The organism is Microcoleus sp. T3_A4, from assembly GCF_036700465.1.
GTDB lineage: Bacteria > Cyanobacteriota > Cyanobacteriia > Cyanobacteriales > Microcoleaceae > Microcoleus.
Genome location: NZ_JAUBOY010000005.1, coordinates 47,369 through 63,752, shown reverse-complemented (window position 1 = coordinate 63,752; position 16,384 = coordinate 47,369). Strand labels below are relative to the sequence as shown.

The window sequence follows — 16,384 nt, the reverse complement described above, 5'->3', positions numbered from 1 at the left end:
ATCATAAAATCGAGTCAACAGTTAACACTCAACCATTCAGTTTTTCGACCCGCCCGTCAACAGTCAACAGTCAACAGTCAACAATCACGGACGGTGCAACCGGAATTGATATTACATCCGTTACATCCGTTACAGAATCCGTTGCCGAACTTCCTTCTGCTATAGTTTCTGGCGCGAACTCAGGTGAGCTTCAATTTCCGATCGCGATCGCCATACAGGGCGCAATTCCTTGCGAGCAAAAAGCTGCAACTGATCGCCGACGTGGGGTGAACCAGGTTGAGTGGCGTTGCCGTAACTGTTTAGCGCCATCGCTTTCACCGGATTGGAGAACTCAATCGCAGCGACAAAAGAATCGCCGGCAACCGCTTGAAAGCGATCGTCCTTCCCAGGAGCGAACCATACTGAGCGAAATACACCCAAAGCACCGTCAGCTCCATTTGCAGGCAGATTCGCCACCCCAGGCAATCGGAAGACTTCCCCCCATGCCACATCTAACGCGCCATAAGTTACCTCAACTTTGGTTGCTGCCGCTTCCAGCACCCGCAACGCCTCCGCAGGATTTGCCAACCCGTCTGGCGTCGTTAGCGACGCATCTTCGCTCCAAGGTTTAGCGAATAACTTATCGGCATCCATCGCTTTTTTCCAAAAGGCAAACAGCACCGCACCGCGACTGTCAGCATCGACTTTGCGATTCCAAGTGGCGAGAACTTCCGCAGCGCGGCGCGCTTTTTCGCTGCCTTGGCGTGCGACGGGAATTAAATCATCGAGGAGGCGATCGGCCAGTTCTACCTGAGTAGAATGTTTGTATTGCATCAATTCATCGAAAGAGATTTTGTCATCTTCTAAGAGCATTTTTGCCGATCGCTGCGATCGCAAATCCATCGGGCCGCGCGGTGCCATGTAGGCGGGATAATTATCCGGTGCGATCGCGCTGGGAAACGTCGTTGTCCAAGGCGGATCGTTGGTATTTTGCAACCAACCGCTGGGCGGATCGACAACGCGCGGCAAATCCGCATAGGGATGATTTTTACTCCACAAAGTCTCTGAGGTATTGCCTGCGATCGTGCCTGACCAGTATTTAAAATCTCCTTTTTTGCGTATAGGGACTTGACCGTTAAACAAGTGCATGATATGCCCCTGACGATCGGCATACATGACGGTAAACATGGGAATTTCCAAGCGCTTTAAAGCCGCTTCAAATTCAGAAAAATTCTTGGCTCGTGCCATATCCCACCACTGCTGAAGGGCTGCGGATTTATCGAGTCCGACAACGCGCAGGGCGATCGCTTTGCCCTGTTTTTCTGTGATAATCGGCCCGTGAACAGAACGCCGCACGACTAGAGATTCCGATCGCAAATTTCCATTCTTTTCTTTGACTTTTAAAACCTTCTCTTCTCTGTCAAATTTTCGGACTTCGCCATCGAAGCGATAACCATCGTTAGCGAGAGGCAATTCATAGGCATCCCAGCCATCGTGAGTGTTGACAGTATGAGTCCATCCCAAGTTGTCATTAAAGGCGATCGTTAATACAGGAAATCCGACGAGAGTCGCTCCGTAAGCGTTAATTTCTGGGCCAATCAGTTGCGCTTCGTACCATAAATATAAATCCGACCAAGGAAGGTGAGGATTTGCCAATAGCATAGCATTGCCACTTTCAGAGCGCGAAGGAGCGATCGCCCAACCATTAGAGCCTTTGGGGGTGTCATTTTCAGCGAGTTCTTCAAGGTACTCTGGCTCGACTATAAAAGTAAAATTGATGACACGTTGCGCGTGTGCCAATACATCTACCGGTTTGAGAGGCAATGCTATCTTTAATTCTTGGGTGAGCGCCTCTGGGTGTTCTTTTGCATAGGCATTCATTCCGCCAACAAAAGCATCGAGATAGTTGCGAAAAATGGGATTTTGTGATTCATACCACGCATTAGCGCGATTAGGAATTCCCATAGTTTGCACCCAGCGATCGGATTCCAGATAATCTTCGCCCCAAAACTCGGCAGCTTGCCCGCGAGCTTGTCCATAAAGACGCAAAATCAGATTACCGTGACTTTGCATCTGCGCCCACCCAAAAGCGTAGAAAAGGCTTTTACTATTTTCTCCGTAAATATGTGGAATTCCATAGGTATCCCAAAGAATTTGAGTGCCGGTTTGAGGCGAGGATTGAACCCCATTATTTAGAAGCAAAACTAAAATAAAACTCATCAATAACGAGACAATCCGCAGGCATTGTTTTTTTAGTTGTAGAAACACTGGAAATTAATTGGCTAGGGTTAAACTGAGACATTGCAGCCTTTTCAACAAGCTGCATGAACAAAACGCCGAGGATTTAAATTCCTTTTATGGAGCACAAGGGAGAAAACTATAGAAATCCTAAATCATTTGTGAATTTCTTACTCCCTCCCCTTGATAAGGGGAGGGTTGGGGCGGGGTCAAAATTTTACGACTCATTTAGAATTGCTATATACCCAATCCGATGCCCAAAAACGTAACCTATCTGCGTCCCTCTGCGTCCATCTGCGGTTAAAAAAATACCACCTCTTCGAGAGTTCCATAAAATCCGAAAAAACACCCTGTGTAAATAGGATGTGAAATTAAAAGCCCTCCCCTAACCTCACCAAATTGAAAAGCGCTATAAAACGCCTGTGTGTCGGCCCTAAAGCGCATTAATTTCATTGGTGAGGAGGGGGGGAAACAAGTAGGGCGAGATAGGTTATAAGGTTATTTTTTAATTTGACCTTGTTGCCAATTTCCTTCTACTTTCGTTCCATCTGCATAAATGTAGGAACCTTGCCCGTGTTTCTGACCGTTGAGGAATTCACCTTGATAGCGATCGCCATTGGCGTAAATGCAAGTACCTTTGCCGTTGAACTGACCATCGGTAAATTCGCCTTCGCAGCGATCGCCATTCTTAAAAACGTAAACTCCTTTCCCGCTCATCTTACCCTTGACAAAAGTGCCTTTATAGCTATCTCCATTGGCGAACTCACGGACACCTTCACCACTAAATTCTCCATTGTCAAACGGCCCTTGATAACGTCCCCCTTCTTTAAAAGTAAACAGCCCCTGACCTTGAATGTTGCCCTTCACAAACTCTCCTTCATAGCGGTTGCCGTTCTGATATTCGCGAACCCCTTTACCGTGAAACTGCCCTTCACTAAATTGCCCCTCATAACGACCTCCTTCAGCAAAGGTATAAATTCCCTGCCCGTTAGGCACATTATTCAGCAACTCTCCTTCGTAGCGGTTCTTATTAGCATATTGACAGACGCCTTTGCCGTTAATTTTTCCTTCTTTAATATCTCCTTCGCAACGAGTGCCATTACTAAACGTAAAAGCCCCGGGACCGCTGGGAGAACCATTGGTAAATGAGCCTTCGTAACGAATGCCGTTAGTTGAGGTAAAAGTGCCTGTACCGTCGAACTCACCGTTTTTAAAAGTGCCTTCGTAGCGGTTGCCGTTAGCAAATTCGCGGACACCTTTACCGTTGAATTCCCCATCCCCAAATTCTCCTTGGTATCGACCTTCTTCTTTAAAGGTATAGATGCCTTGACCGTGAGGTTTGCCGTTGAGAAATTGGCCTTCGTAGCGATCGCCGTTGGCATATTGACAACTGCCGGGCCCGCTGAGTTTTCCCTCACTCAATTCTCCCTCGCAACGTCCGCCATCGGGTAAAGTAATTACTCCTGCCATTGCGCTGTGAGGGTTGGCAAACAACAAAGTCATTCCCAAGTTGGAACCAAGTAATAGAGCGAGTCCCACTCGCTGAAGTTTACTTAATATTGCTGACGACATTCCCAAATTCATAATTCACAAAAAATTCAATTTTTAACTTTGCTATTTCTTGGACGGTGCTATAGAATTCCCAGCCAAATTGCTAGAGTCTCAAAAAAATCCCTAGTCAGTGAGCTGGAAGATAATGACTATTCTTTCTCCTTGAAGGCCACTCTCTGATGGGGCATATTTCCTTTCTTCTACTGTTTTCATCGCTGCGCGATTCAAGTCGTTGTATTTGCTAGGAGTCAAGATCTTGATGTTGACTGTCTTACCGTTGGGGTCAATGTCACAAATGAGTTCCACTTGGCCTTGGCGCCCTTCTTCTCTGGCTGCGCTCGGATAGTTAGGTTTACCGCAGCCACTAATGCAAGTGCCCCCAGGCGTGCCGGGAGCGCGCGAAGGACTCCCCCCTCTTCCTGGATTTGTCGGTTTTTGCCCTGACCCCGAACCGCTTCCAGAGCCTCCGCCTCCACGACCTCCGCCTCCAGAACCTCCGCCTCCAGGGCCTCCGCCTCCAGGGCCTCCGCTTCCAGGGCCTCCGCCTCCAGGGCCTCCGCCTCCAGGGCCTGGTAAGCCAGCCGTCGCCGATCTTCCCAATCGCCCCGAACCATCCCCAAATGGCTCTGAGGAAGGTAGGTCGCCATTTTCGCTGGCGCCAGATGGTGAGTTCGACGCACTTCCTCCAGGGCTTCCGCCTCCAGGGCTTCCGCCTCCGGGGCCACCAGAGGCAAGGTTTCCTAAACCTCCGAGCGCATTTCCAGAATTGCCACCGCCTCCTGGTCTAGTAGTTGTGACTGGCGACCCAGCCCCGGGCGATCGCTGAATGGGCCCGGAAGAAGGATTTAATGGCTCTGAGGAAGGCTCCCCGCTACCCGCCGAAGCAGATGACGAGAGTGGGTTATTTTTTTCAGGGCTGTCGGAGGAGTTGGGATTTCCAGCATCTTTTGTAAAGTCTGGGAGACTCGCAGCACCCTTGGGGCGGGAGTCGCTAACGGGTGGTTCGCTTTTTGGAGGATCGGGCGAAGGGGTTTCGGGTTCCTGGGCGATCGGGGTTTTAGGAGTTTCTGGGGACTTTAAATCCTGTTGAGGTGCGGGGGAAGGCTCGATAGGAGTTGGCGGTGGCGTTACCGCTACGGGTGGCTCCTCTGGAATCGGCGGTGGAGTTACCGCTACGGGTGGCTCCTCTGGAATCGGCGGTGGCGTTACCGCTACGGGTGGCTCCTCTGGAATCGGCGGTGGCGTTACCGCTACGGGTGACTCCTCTGGAATCGGCGGTGGCGTTGCGGCTACGGGTGACTCCTCTGGGGGAGTTGGCTCTGCTGGCGGTTCTGGTTTGAACGTCTCAGGTGGGGGAGATACCTTTTCTGGAATAGTCGGCTCTGGCTGGGTTTCCTCTACTTTGGGCTCATCAAGCACAACAACTTCAATGGGTTCCTCTGCAAATTCAGCAGGTTTAACCAAGTTGAGGCTCAACGGCAGCGCGACACCGTGCAGGAAGCTTGAGGCTAACAGACTGATCGCCAGAACTTTTTTGAGAGCTTCTTCTTGTTGTTGTCTTTGCGTCGCCGAAATATTTGAAAAACTCATGCCTTATGACTCTCCTTGATGGATGGGTTGGCAACGTCCTCGCTGGCTCCCCGACATAACCCGAAACAAGCTACCAACTGCGGGTTGAGCTTGCTATCACTGATGAACCTACCCATCCTATAAGAAGACTGTCACCCTCTTCAAGACTCTTGCAATTAATTTTCATTATTTAATTTTGAGATAGCGACTAGACGCTACCAATCAGCATTTCCTTTGGGGGCGTCTACCTTGCTCTTATGGGCGCTGTCAATATTCTGATTCTGCTAGGGGAAGGTTCACAAATGCCTTAAATACAATACTCTAGCCCGTAATCTACCAACAAATTTCCACATTCTCAAGATTTTCATGTATTTTCTAAATAACTAAAATTGATTTTGTTTTCTTTATCGATAGGTTATTTTTATGTATAAACGTGGGTCATGACTTGACAAACCCTGAATTTTGTGGAAACCTAGTTGAGAATCTTTTAAATTATTGAAGATTATTGTCAAGTCCTAACGCAAATATTTAGCAAAGAAGCACTGGCAGAACAATCTGTCGCGATCTCGGTCGGGATCACATTAGGAGCATTTTGGGTACAGACGAAGATAGTCACATACAGGTAGTGCGTTTGTGCGATCGCGATCGCGATCGCGCTTGAGTGAAACAATTCGCAGCCTGAATCACTTGTGCCGACTTGACGCAGAAACTCTACCAGCCTTCTCACGGGCTAATTGCACCATTAGGCAGCTTGCGATCACTCAACACAGCTAACGAGAATACAAACTAATGGATAATTTCATTTACATTTTTCGCGCTGGGGGCATTGTTTCTTGGCCGCTGCTTGCCTCGTCAATCGCAGCAGTCGCACTGATTTTAGAGCGTCTTGTCTTTTGGTTTAAAGTGAATCGGCGACAGCGGCGGGTCGTCCGGGAAGTGCTAAAACTTTACACTCAAAACCCGGATTCCGCCATCAAAAAGTTACAAGTAAACGCTGATTTGCCCTTAGCCCGAATTTTTTTGGAAGCATTAGAATTAGACTCGCCCAACATCGAAGAATTTTGTTTGGTTTTAGAGAGTGCAGCTCAGGCAGAAATCCCCGTTTTGAAGCGATTCAATACAATATTTGACACCATTATCACCCTCTCCCCGCTATTTGGGTTGCTCGGAACAGTTTTGGGCTTAATTACCACCTTTGACTCCCTCAAACTGGGAGATGCTGCAGGCACCAATGCCGCGGGCGTTACCGGGGGGATTAGCGAAGCCCTCGTTTCTACGGCAATGGGGTTAGTGGTGGCAATCTTTACACTCTTATTTGCCAATATGTTTCGCGGGTTTTACTTACAGCAGATTGCTTTTATTCAGGAAGCCGGAGGCCAGCTAGAGCTATTGTACCGTCACCACTACGAAAAACTACCAAGAGAATCTAATTATGCGCCTACCCGATGAACCTGAGAGTATTGCCCAGATTAACATCGTGCCACTGATTGATGTAACCTTCGCCATATTGACGTTTTTCATTGTTTCCTCTTTGTCTTTATCCAAATCCGAAGGTCTGCCCGTAAATTTACCGAAAGCAGCAACCTCTCAAGTTCAGGACTCGCCTTCTAAAATTACCGTCACCATTGATCCTAATGGAAAATTAAGGGTTGATAAAAAGTCAGTCAACTTAGACCAGATTGAGAGTACGGTGCGGCAGACGATGGGGTCAAATCAGAACTCATTAATTGTGCTGAATGCGGATAAAAGCGTCAATCACGGAAATGTGGTGGAAGTTATGGATCGATTACGCCGAATTAAGGGAGCTAAGTTAGGGATTGCTACCGCAAAGTAGAGAGTTCCTATAATTACTAATTTTGATTGTCCTCACACCCTTAAACAGGAATTACCCCGTGAAAATTTACGAAAAAAGCCTGTAAGCCTAATTAAAAGCTAGTCCTGCATAGTCTGTATGATTCAGGACTTTATATCAAATCCGTTAGCATCGGAATAGTAAATTCGAGTTCACTGTTGACTGTTGACGGTTCACTGTTCACGGCGTCAACAGTCAACCGTCAACAGTCAACATCATGTATGAGTGTAACCGGAAATGATATTATTTGATAAAGCACTTAAAAATTAAAGTCCTTACTGCCAACAAACAGCAAGGACTTTAATTATTTATTCCTGAGTTTTACGGACAAACATCCTTACTACACACGTTAAATACTTGCCATCACTTCACGCGCTGCAGCCAAAGTTCGATCGATATCTTCCTCAGTATGAGCCAAAGAAGTAAATCCCGCCTCAAACTGGGAAGGAGCAAGATAAATACCGTGCTCCAACATTCCCCGGTGAAAGCGACTGAACTTTGTCAAATCCGACTTCTTCGCATCCTCGTAATTGTGAACCGGGCCAGCCGCAAAAAACAAACCAAACATCCCGCTAATTTGCCCGCCCCAAACCGCGTGTCCGGCTTCCTTAGCAATTTTTAGCAATCCGTCAGAGAGTTTTTTGGTAATCTTATCCAACTGTTCGTAAGTGCCGGGTTTTTGCAGCAATTCCAAAGTCTTAATCCCAGCAGTCATCGCCAAAGGATTTCCCGAAAGGGTACCCGCTTGATACATAGGGCCAGCAGGAGCCACCATCCCCATAATATCACGCCGTCCGCCGTAAGCTCCCACCGGCAAACCGCCACCGATAACTTTACCCAAAGTAGTCAAATCCGGGGTGACACCGAATCTTTCCTGAGCTCCGCCGTAGGCGATGCGGAAACCGGTCATTACTTCATCAAAAACTAACAAAGCGCCGTTATCCTTAGTAATTTCCCGCAAACCTTCGAGAAAACCAGCATCCGGGGTAATAAAACCGGCATTCCCCACCACTGGTTCGAGAATTACGCCTGCTATCTCGCCGGGATTTTCGGCAAATAAAGCTTTGACTGCTTCTAAGTCATTGTAGGGAGCGTTGAGGGTATTGGCAGTAGTGGATTTCGGGACGCCCGGAGAGTCGGGAAGGCCCAGAGTTGCGACGCCGGAACCGGCTTTTACCAAGAACATATCGGCGTGTCCGTGATAGCAGCCTTCAAATTTAATCAGTTTATCGCGTCCGGTGAAAGCTCGCATCAGGCGCAAAACGGCCATACAGGCTTCGGTGCCGGAGTTGACAAACCGCACCATTTCAATGCTGGGAACGGCATCGATGACCATTTCGGCGAGTACGTTTTCCAACAGCGATGGTGCGCCGAAACTCGTACCTTTTTCTAAAGATTCGTGCAGGGCTTTGATGACTTCCGGGTGGGCGTGGCCACAGATGGCTGGGCCCCAAGTGCCTACATAGTCAATGTATTGGTTTTCGTCCACATCCCAAATGTAGGCTCCTTTTACCCTGTCAAAGACGATGGGCTGTCCGCCTACGGATTTGAAGGCGCGCACGGGGGAACTGACGCCACCTGGCATCAACTTCTGGGCTGCTGCGAAAATTTCTTCTGATTTGGTCGTTTTCAAGGTTGTGGAAACCAATGTTTTCTCCTTAGTGAACGTCTGCTGTTGGTAGAATAATTTTATAGCCAGTTCAACATAAAGGTTAGGTCGATTCAAGGAAACTATTCTAGTAGATTTTAGGGTACAAACCAAGGAGTAGCAATACTAGCTTGGGTTTTTCAAGCTTTGTAGCACCCGCACCGTGAAGCGAAGCTATCCCGTAGGGAATCGCCCTAAAATGTAATTTTTTGTAAAATAGTTCTTGACAATTTAGCCATCACTTGGTTAATCTTCTCTCTTCCTCTGCCTCCTCTGCGTTCTCTGCGGTTAATAAAAAACAATCTCCGACAGGAAAGCGTTAATCTATATTACCAAGTTGAAATAAAATTATGTCTACTACTGATTTATCGAGTTTGAGCCGATCGATCCCAATTGAAAAGATTCGTTACGACGATCGCGGTTTAGTGCCTGCGATCGTCCAAGATTATTTGGACGGTACGGTGTTAATGATGGCCTGGATGAATCGGGAGTCGCTGCAAAAAACGCTCTCTACCGGGCAAACTTGGTTCTGGAGTCGATCGCGCGCCGAATTTTGGAACAAAGGGGCGACTTCGGGACACGTTCAAAATGTCAAAGGGCTGCGTTACGACTGCGATAGCGATGCTTTGCTAATCACTGTCGAACAAGTCGGAGATATTGCTTGTCACACAGGAGAAAGAAGTTGTTTTCACCAAGTTGATGGGGAAATTTCACCGCCGCCAGGGGATATGTTATCTCAATTATTTGCGGTAATTTGCGATCGCCGCGACCATCCTAACGAAAGTTCTTATACTTGCAAATTGTTCGAGGGCGGCGACAACAAGATTCTCAAGAAAATTGGCGAAGAGTCGGCGGAAGTTGTGATGGCTTGCAAAGATGACGACAAAGACGGGATTGCTGGGGAAGTGGCGGATTTATTTTATCACGCTTTGGTTGCTTTGGCTCACCATCAAGTTGATTTGAGAGAAGTTTACCGCAAATTGGGCGATCGACGAAAATAAATTAGTTAGTTGACGGTTAACTGTTGAGTGTTGAGTGTTGACTGTTGAGTGTTGAGTGTTGAGTGTTGACTGTTGACGGTTAATCCTAACAACTACAGTCTTGGACGCACGCGGAGTCACAAACCCGGTTTCTCGGAAAAATGGTGGTATCGAACCGAGAGATATTGACGCAGAAACCGGGTTTTTTTGGTCTTAGTCCTAAACGAACAACTGAATATTAGATTCTACTTTTCAACATTCGATCGAGCTTTTGCAAAATAACCACAGCCGCAATCACACTCAAAGCCAAACCCAACCAGAAATTATCCGTCGCCCATTTACCCCGATCCAAAGCCAAACCGCCCAGCGGCGGCCCGATTAAATAGCCGATCGCCCAACACTGAGAACTAACGGCCAAATACACGCCCCGCAAAGACTCCGGTGCTAAATCCACCACCAAAGCCGAAGCAAAAGGCGTATAAGCAACAGTCGCCACCGACAAAAAGCTCAAGCCTAAAACAGCTAAAAATAGATTGCCAGTTGCAGCTATTCCCGTCAAGCCGATCGCGATAAATCCCATTCCCCATAGCAGCGCAGAAATCATCAAAGCTTTCGGATGGGAAAACGGCCTCAAAGCTTTAACAACCGGCAGTTGCAAAGCCACAGTTAAAAACGTACTAAAAGCAAACAAAACGGTAATTGTACCTGTTGAAAAGCCTTTTCCCGATGTCCCCACCGCGACAAACTTGCTAAAGTACAGCGGCATTGTGGTTTGGATTTGGGAAATATATAATGTGAACAGGGTATTTACTAAAGCATAAACTAGAAGACTTCGATCTCTCAGCGCCACCATCCAGCCATTTTCCCGATTTTTTTTTCCTCTATCCCCTGGATTAGCTGGTTTGTAGGTTTCGACGATCGCGATCGCCACCACCGCAAACAGCACTAAAAACGAGATACCATCAATAATAAAGAGCGAGCGATAATTCCCCGTTACAGCAATCAACAAACCGCCCAAAATAATCCCAACTTGCAAACCCAAATTATCAGCAAGCCGCGTCAAAGCAAAAGCCTCCTGTCGCTGTTCGCCCTCAGTTAAATCCGCCACCATCGTCTCCGTTGGAGGCCAATACAAACCCACACCAAAACCCATCAGTAAATTGCCCACAATTAAGCCAGCGAAATCATTAGTCGCCGCCAGTACAAAAGAAGCAGCAGCCGAAATAATTGTCGCCAGCAGTAAAGTTCGGCGCCTTCCCCAAAATTTAGAATCGCAAAAAGAACCGCCCAAAATTCTGCCCAAAATTCCCGAAATTGAACCACTACCCAAACCAATCCCAACAGCAGTAGCAGATAAACCGACGCGATCAACAAAAAATATCGGCGCGTAAAATAAAGTAAAACCGGTGCCGCTTTGGGAGAGGAATCTGCCGGCGGCAAGAATCCAGACTTGAGGCGGGAGACGGGGCAACCAAGAGGATAATTGAAATTTAGGCATATACAGTTAAATTAGGAGTTATTTCTGGACGCAGAAACCTGGTTTTTTATAAAAAATACGTTACTGTGTTTAATCAGGGTCAAAAACCGATGTCTTTGGTTGCAGTGCATAAGTCCTATGAGTAATTATTAATTTATTCCGTACTTTTTCGGAATTAGTATTAATTAACCGAGGTGAGGACAAACATAAGTGAGCTTAACAATTCTTCAGCGTCTGTTACAGAAAAGTTACCATTAATTTAAAAATACTTAACACGATTTTATAGAAAAGTTAGTTAAACTCTAGAAAAGGCAGAAGAAAATTTTAGAGGGTCTAATTATATGACAGCTATTACAACATCAAGAGTGGAATCAATCAAACCGCGCTGGCAAGCAATTGTCATGGTTGCCCTAATTTTCTGGCTCAGCGTTAGCCTGATTTTGGATCTAGTAATTATGCCCAGTCTCTACGTATCTGGCATGACGACATCACCGGAGTTTGCAACTGCCGGGAATTTAATGTTCTGGGGATTCAACCGCGTTGAGTTAATCTGTTCGGGCGTGGTGGCAACGGGTTTGATGGTTTTGAGCAATTTAGTCGGTGACTTCGGCAAGCGCAGCCGCACAGCAATTTTATTATCATTGGTACTTTTGACGATCGCCCTGATTGACACCTACGCCCTGACACCCCAAATGAGCGCCTTGGGAATGCAGCTAAATCTGTTCGATTCCGCAGCAGAAGTGCCCGCCGGGATGAATCTACTGCACCAAGGCTATTTTGCATTGGAAGCTCTGAAGTTGGCTGTCGCCGGTACGCTGCTAGGCTGGTGCTACCAAAACCAAGTTTAATCGACACAATACTCAGAGGTTGAGTGCAGAAAAAAAACTCAACCAGCAGCGGGGGGCGTGAAGTCACGCCCCCCGCTAATTTTTAAAATTTTAGCTATCGAAAACGAGGCTTGAATGAATTGCAGCCCTTCTGTATTCATCGGCGTTAATCTGTGTTTATCTGCCTGTATCTGCGGTTAAAAAAAGAGAATTTCTTGGGCCGCAGATGACAATGGATTGACGCTGATTCACGCGCTTGTCGAGAAGAGAGATATGAATAAACTCCGAGGCTAACAGATTTGAGATAACTATACTGTCAAGTTTCCTGACCCGCCCAAAAACGGATACTTGCGAACGACTCCTGTGGTGGAGAGCTCAAAATTTTAGACTCTTGTTCAAACTCCCAGATTCATCTGTAGAGTAAATCTAAAATCTAAAATCGACTGACGCCAAGCCCTACTCGGATGCTTCCGGTAAATCTGCTTTTGGCCACAGCAAGCGCAAGCCCATTACCGCAAATCCGATCGCCGCGAGTCCCTTTACCAGTCGTTCCGGCAACACCTCTGCAGTGCTGAAGCCAATGCCCACACCGATTAAACTCGCCAGCAGCAGCGCCGACGCTGTACCGAAAAATACAGCCCGTGGCGAGTTACAACTACTGCCCAGGGCGATCGCAGCTAATTGACTTTTGTCTCCCAATTCTGACAAAAACACTGTAATAAAACTGATTCCCAAAAGTTGCCAGTCCATGTTTTTTTAGTTCTTAGTTAGCTATTGTAGAAATCTAGGACTTACCGACAAAGCAGACAATTAACCCAGCACTTCCCACAGCAGAACCGCCGAAATCGCGAGTAAAATCACTCCGGCTGCTCTCTCCAAAGTTCTCGGGGCAATCCGACTAGCCAGCCACCTTCCCAGCAAAACCCCCAGCAAACTCGTTGCTATCAAAGCCGAACCCGCACCCGCAAACACGATCCAAGGATTTCGAGATTCAGCCGTCATCAGCAAAATCGCGAGCTGAGTTTTGTCTCCAATTTCAGCTAGAAAAATAGTTGCAAAAGTCGAAGCAAAAATTGCCCAGTGCTTGGGCTTCAGTTTCTTTTGTTCCTGACAAATATCGGGATTTAGAGTCACTGAGACTTCAGCGGGCTCCGGGGTTAAAGCAGCACAAATCTCAGTAACCTCTTTTATTTGTAGTTGTACCTGTTGTGGCAAATCATAATTGAGGTTTACTGAGTCAGAAGCAGACAAGCTTGGCGGAACAGAATCAAGTTTCACGGGCAATGAGTGCTAAAAGCTATTTATTTTTGACTTGTACTTTTGATTCTAACTCTCTCGGTGCCTGCTTTTACCAAACCAGGGTCATCTTTTTCCCCCGATATTTCAGCAACTAATTCCTAGAACCACTCACCGCACCCACAAAGGCATACAAGCCCCCAGATTTATCAGTCTAGTCAATCTAAAATCTCAAATCTCAAATCTAAAATTGACTGGCTGACTGGTTTATGTGCCGTAAGTTCGATCGCCCGCATCTCCCAAACCAGGTACAATAAAGCCCTGTTCGTTGACTATTTCGTCGATCGTTGCCGTATAAATAATCAAACTCGGGTACTCTGCACTCAGCCTCTTCAAAGCCGGAGGAGCAGCCACCACAGAGATAATCCGAATCAAGTTTGGGTCAATTCCCCGTGCAGTCAATTCCTGCATAGTCGCTATAATCGTCCCGCCAGTCGCCAGCATCGGCTCGCTAATTATCACCCGCGTTTCCGGGTTAAACTGCGCCGGCAATTTGTTCAAATAACAAGTCGGTTCCAGCGTCTCCTCATTTCTTGCCATGCCGAGGTGGTAAACCGAAGCCAGCGGTACAACCGTCTGAATTCCTTCGAGCAGTGACAAACCCGCCCGCAAAATCGGTACCACAACTAACGGAGCTTCTGGGTTGATAAAAGTTGCCGGACATTCTGCCAAAGGCGTTTGCACTGTTGTTTCCACTGTCGGCAGCCATTCTCGAATCGCCTCGTAAGCCAGCCACCTTCCTAATTCTGTCATCGCAGAACGAAAAAGTACCGAGGGGGTGGCGGCGTCGCGGGCAACAGCCAGCCAGTGTTTAATTAATGGATGTGGAGGAACGTAAACGCGCAGTTGCAGGGACATTAGGAAATTGGGGAGATTGCTAGGTTTGAGGGATTTTATGCGGTGCGATCGATCTTCTTCGAGGGCTTCGCCAACGATCGATCCAGCGATCGCTCTGTGCAACTTATCACATCCTTGAGGGCGCATACAAGCCAGAGATTGAGTTAGAACCCATTCGCCGATCGACCTCCATCAGCTTATTGAAATATTTTTCCAATAGTATTGACATTAATTAGCAACAAGGCTATAGTGATTTTTAGTGTTCTCCTCTCAAAGGATCGGCAGACGGGGGCAGTCGGCAATGGTAGACTGTTCCCGCATTTTTTTGCGGAGCAGGGGCATCGGGCACTGGGCGTCGGGCATTGGGGATTGGATATTGGGCATTGGGCATTGCCGAACTTCGGTCTTCCTGACATCCGTTACATCCGCTACAAATCTCTTGCCGAACTTCTTGCTTCGGGAGCGATCGACTGTAAAATCATAGAAATATTAAGATTTTTAACCGAATGTCAGCTCCTACCCAATCCCAGTTATTTTCTCCCAACTCCCGCCCTACACAGCAAGAGTTTGATGTAATTGTCATCGGTTCCGGCATTGGTGGACTGGTGACAGCCACCCAGCTAGCCGCTAAGAAAGCCAAAGTTTTAGTGCTCGAAAGCTATACAATTCCGGGGGGTAGCGCTGGATATTTCGATCGAGAAGGCTACAGATTCGATGTCGGCGCCTCCATGATTTTTGGTTTCGGACAGCGGGGCACCACCAACCTCCTCACCCGCGCCCTGAAAGCAGTCAACGTCACCCTAGAAACCATTCCCGACCCCGTACAGCTTCACTATCACTTACCCAGTGGCTTGGAACTTGAAGTTCCCCAGCCTTATGACAAATACTTGCAAGAATTAACAGACAGGTTCCCTCACGAACGCGAAGGAATCCAAAAATTTTACGGCGAATGCTGGAACGTCTTCAACTGCCTCAACGGCATGGAATTGCTATCTCTAGAAGAACCTGGATATCTCGTTCGAGTCTTTTTTCAGAATCCTTTAGCCTGTTTGGGATTAGTAAAATATCTGCCTCAAAATACTGGCGACATTGCGCGGCGCTACATAAAAGACCCTACTTTGCTGAAATTTATCGACATGGAATGCTACTACTGGTCTGTAGTACCTGCCGACTTGACGCCGATGATTAATGCCGGAATGGTATTTTCCGACAGACATTACGGTGGCATAAATTATCCCAAAGGCGGAGTCGGTCAAATCGCCCAAAAATTAGTAGAAGGATTAGAAAAATGCGGCGGGAAAATTCAATACAAAGCTAAGGCGAAAAAAATTATCACAGAAAACGGCCGCGCTGTCGGAGTCGAGCTAGCAACCGGCGAAGTTTACCGGGCAAAGCGCATAGTTTCTAACGCCACGCGCTGGGATACTTTTGAGAAATTGCTGCCGGCCGAAGAGATGCCCGCTAGCGAGAAGAAATGGCAGCAGCGCTATCAAAAAGCCCCCAGTTTCTTGAGTTTGCATTTGGGAGTGGAAGCAAGCGTAATCCCTGCTGGTAGCGCCTGCCACCACATTTTGTTAGAAGAGTGGGACAAAATGGAAGCGCCGGAGGGAACAGTTTTGGTGTCAATTCCGACCGTACTCGACCCGGATTTAGCTCCTGCAGGATATCACATCGTTCACGCTTTTACTTCGAGTTGGATGGAAGAGTGGGAAGGACTTTCGCAGCAGGAATATGAGGATAAAAAAGAAGAGGCGGCAGGGAGAATTATTGAAAGATTAGAAAAGATTTTTCCCGGTTTAGACGCCGGTTTGGATTATATGGAAGTTGGGACAGCGCGTTCTCACCGCCGCTTTTTGGGGCGCGAAGATGGAACTTACGGGCCGATTCCGCGACAGAAGCTAATGGGTTTGCTGGGAATGCCGTTTAATCGAACTTCTATGCCTGGTTTGTATTGTGTGGGTGACAGTACGTTTCCCGGACAGGGTTTAAATGCGGTGGCGTTTTCTGGGTTTGCTTGCGCGCACCGAATAGCGGTTGATTTGGGTTTTTAGTGGTAGTAGTAGGGTGCGTCAGATTGTTCGCTTGAAATACGACACAAAATGTGACGCTCCGGGGCAGCCTCCAAAAAGA

At 47.5% G+C, this 16,384-nt stretch carries 14 protein-coding genes; 5 read left to right on the top strand and 9 right to left on the bottom strand.

Annotated features, from left to right (window positions below; genetic code table 11):
- Nucleotides 1-159: 159 nt before the first annotated feature.
- The 4 genes from QUA07_RS04350 to QUA07_RS04335 form a co-directional block, all read right to left on the bottom strand.
- Nucleotides 160-2,247 carry an acylase gene (locus QUA07_RS04350; protein ID WP_333322888.1) on the bottom strand — a complete coding sequence of 696 codons (2,088 nt, stop codon included), beginning with the start codon at nucleotides 2,245-2,247 and terminating at the stop codon, nucleotides 160-162.
- A gap of 468 nt (nucleotides 2,248-2,715) precedes the next feature.
- Nucleotides 2,716-3,801, bottom strand: coding sequence for a hypothetical protein (locus tag QUA07_RS04345; protein ID WP_333322886.1), 1,086 nt, complete (start codon nucleotides 3,799-3,801; stop codon nucleotides 2,716-2,718).
- 90 nt (nucleotides 3,802-3,891) lie between these two features.
- A complete protein-coding gene (locus QUA07_RS04340) occupies nucleotides 3,892-5,358 on the bottom strand; it encodes an energy transducer TonB (protein WP_333322885.1) in 1,467 nt (488 codons plus the stop codon).
- Between the two features lie 487 nt (nucleotides 5,359-5,845).
- Complete coding sequence (locus QUA07_RS04335; protein ID WP_333322883.1) at nucleotides 5,846-6,064, bottom strand: hypothetical protein; 219 nt, start codon at nucleotides 6,062-6,064, stop codon at nucleotides 5,846-5,848.
- A 62-nt stretch (nucleotides 6,065-6,126) separates the two neighbouring features.
- On the opposite strand from QUA07_RS04335, the gene QUA07_RS04330 reads away from it, so the two are divergent.
- The gene (locus tag QUA07_RS04330; protein ID WP_333082117.1) at nucleotides 6,127-6,786 is read left to right on the top strand and encodes a MotA/TolQ/ExbB proton channel family protein; all 660 of its coding nucleotides are present in this window, start codon (nucleotides 6,127-6,129) and stop codon (nucleotides 6,784-6,786) included.
- Nucleotides 6,770-7,171: a biopolymer transporter ExbD gene (locus tag QUA07_RS04325; RefSeq protein ID WP_333322881.1), complete on the top strand. Its 402-nt coding sequence runs from the start codon at nucleotides 6,770-6,772 to the stop codon at nucleotides 7,169-7,171. Before QUA07_RS04330 ends, QUA07_RS04325 begins: the two co-directional genes overlap by 17 nt.
- A gap of 367 nt (nucleotides 7,172-7,538) precedes the next feature.
- Here QUA07_RS04325 and hemL read toward each other — a convergent pair whose 3' ends face one another.
- Entirely contained in the window at nucleotides 7,539-8,837 is a 1,299-nt protein-coding gene (gene hemL, locus QUA07_RS04320; RefSeq protein WP_333035451.1) for a glutamate-1-semialdehyde 2,1-aminomutase, read from the bottom strand.
- A 350-nt stretch (nucleotides 8,838-9,187) separates the two neighbouring features.
- On the opposite strand from hemL, the gene hisIE reads away from it, so the two are divergent.
- Nucleotides 9,188-9,838: a bifunctional phosphoribosyl-AMP cyclohydrolase/phosphoribosyl-ATP diphosphatase HisIE gene (gene hisIE / locus QUA07_RS04315; RefSeq protein ID WP_333322879.1), complete on the top strand. Its 651-nt coding sequence runs from the start codon at nucleotides 9,188-9,190 to the stop codon at nucleotides 9,836-9,838.
- A gap of 217 nt (nucleotides 9,839-10,055) precedes the next feature.
- Here the strand turns inward: hisIE and QUA07_RS04310 are convergent, their stop codons facing one another.
- Nucleotides 10,056-11,315, bottom strand: a complete 1,260-nt coding sequence (locus QUA07_RS04310; protein ID WP_333322877.1) for an MFS transporter — start codon at nucleotides 11,313-11,315, stop codon at nucleotides 10,056-10,058.
- A gap of 320 nt (nucleotides 11,316-11,635) precedes the next feature.
- On the opposite strand from QUA07_RS04310, the gene QUA07_RS04305 reads away from it, so the two are divergent.
- Entirely contained in the window at nucleotides 11,636-12,142 is a 507-nt protein-coding gene (locus QUA07_RS04305) for a hypothetical protein (protein ID WP_333082113.1), read from the top strand.
- Nucleotides 12,143-12,577: 435 nt separating this feature from the next.
- Here the strand turns inward: QUA07_RS04305 and QUA07_RS04300 are convergent, their stop codons facing one another.
- The 3 genes from QUA07_RS04300 to upp all read right to left on the bottom strand — a co-directional run bounded on the left by QUA07_RS04300 (nucleotide 12,578) and on the right by upp (nucleotide 14,275).
- A complete protein-coding gene (locus tag QUA07_RS04300; protein WP_333082112.1) occupies nucleotides 12,578-12,871 on the bottom strand; it encodes a TMEM165/GDT1 family protein in 294 nt (97 codons plus the stop codon).
- A gap of 60 nt (nucleotides 12,872-12,931) precedes the next feature.
- Complete coding sequence (locus QUA07_RS04295; protein ID WP_333322875.1) at nucleotides 12,932-13,399, bottom strand: TMEM165/GDT1 family protein; 468 nt, start codon at nucleotides 13,397-13,399, stop codon at nucleotides 12,932-12,934.
- Between the two features lie 225 nt (nucleotides 13,400-13,624).
- Nucleotides 13,625-14,275, bottom strand: coding sequence for a uracil phosphoribosyltransferase (gene upp / locus QUA07_RS04290; RefSeq protein WP_333323037.1), 651 nt, complete (start codon nucleotides 14,273-14,275; stop codon nucleotides 13,625-13,627).
- A 485-nt stretch (nucleotides 14,276-14,760) separates the two neighbouring features.
- Here upp and crtH point away from each other — a divergent pair, with 485 nt between their 5' ends.
- The gene (crtH, locus tag QUA07_RS04285) at nucleotides 14,761-16,305 is read left to right on the top strand and encodes a carotenoid isomerase (RefSeq protein ID WP_333322873.1); all 1,545 of its coding nucleotides are present in this window, start codon (nucleotides 14,761-14,763) and stop codon (nucleotides 16,303-16,305) included.
- The last annotated feature ends 79 nt before the right edge of the window (nucleotides 16,306-16,384 follow it).

Bases quoted from the DNA above. Each gene is read 5' to 3' on its own strand.
- QUA07_RS04345 (WP_333322886.1), bottom strand. From the start codon at position 3,801: ATGAATTTGGGAATGTCGTCAGCAATATTAAGTAAACTTCAGCGAGTG.
- QUA07_RS04300 (WP_333082112.1), bottom strand. From the start codon at position 12,871: ATGGACTGGCAACTTTTGGGAATCAGTTTTATTACAGTGTTTTTGTCA.
- QUA07_RS04340 (WP_333322885.1), bottom strand. From the start codon at position 5,358: ATGAGTTTTTCAAATATTTCGGCGACGCAAAGACAACAACAAGAAGAA.
- crtH (WP_333322873.1), top strand. From the start codon at position 14,761: ATGTCAGCTCCTACCCAATCCCAGTTATTTTCTCCCAACTCCCGCCCT.
- QUA07_RS04330 (WP_333082117.1), top strand. From the start codon at position 6,127: ATGGATAATTTCATTTACATTTTTCGCGCTGGGGGCATTGTTTCTTGG.
- QUA07_RS04325 (WP_333322881.1), top strand. From the start codon at position 6,770: ATGCGCCTACCCGATGAACCTGAGAGTATTGCCCAGATTAACATCGTG.
- QUA07_RS04310 (WP_333322877.1), bottom strand. From the start codon at position 11,315: ATGCCTAAATTTCAATTATCCTCTTGGTTGCCCCGTCTCCCGCCTCAA.
- upp (WP_333323037.1), bottom strand. From the start codon at position 14,275: ATGTCCCTGCAACTGCGCGTTTACGTTCCTCCACATCCATTAATTAAA.
- QUA07_RS04305 (WP_333082113.1), top strand. From the start codon at position 11,636: ATGACAGCTATTACAACATCAAGAGTGGAATCAATCAAACCGCGCTGG.
- hisIE (WP_333322879.1), top strand. From the start codon at position 9,188: ATGTCTACTACTGATTTATCGAGTTTGAGCCGATCGATCCCAATTGAA.